This window comes from Rheinheimera muenzenbergensis, assembly GCF_036984005.1.
GTDB classification, from domain to species: domain Bacteria; phylum Pseudomonadota; class Gammaproteobacteria; order Enterobacterales; family Alteromonadaceae; genus Alishewanella; species Alishewanella muenzenbergensis.
The window spans coordinates 1-356 of record NZ_JALAAR010000056.1; the positions used below are offsets into that span (position 1 = coordinate 1).

Genomic DNA, 356 nt, shown 5'->3' on the forward strand with positions numbered 1-356 from the left:
GTTAAAGACCTGACGCCCGGCGAACTGACCGCTGAGTCCTATGACGACAGCTATCTCGATGATGAAGATGCAGACTGGACTGCGACCGGGCAGGGGCAGAAATCTGCCGGAGATACCAGCTTCACGCTGGCGTGGATGCCCGGAGAGCAGGGGCAGCAGGCGCTGCTGGCGTGGTTTAATGAAGGCGATACCCGTGCCTATAAAATCCGCTTCCCGAACGGCACGGTCGATGTGTTCCGTGGCTGGGTCAGCAGTATCGGTAAGGCGGTGACGGCGAAGGAAGTGATCACCCGCACGGGGAAAGTCACCAATGTGGGACGTCCGTCGATGGCAGAAGATCGCAGCACGGTAACAGC

General features: G+C 59.6%; 1 protein-coding gene. It reads left to right on the plus strand.

Annotated features, from left to right (window positions below; genetic code table 11):
• Positions 1-356, plus strand: a 356-nt coding sequence (locus tag MN202_RS20535) for a phage tail tube protein (protein WP_335737996.1), incomplete at both ends; no start/stop codon positions are given.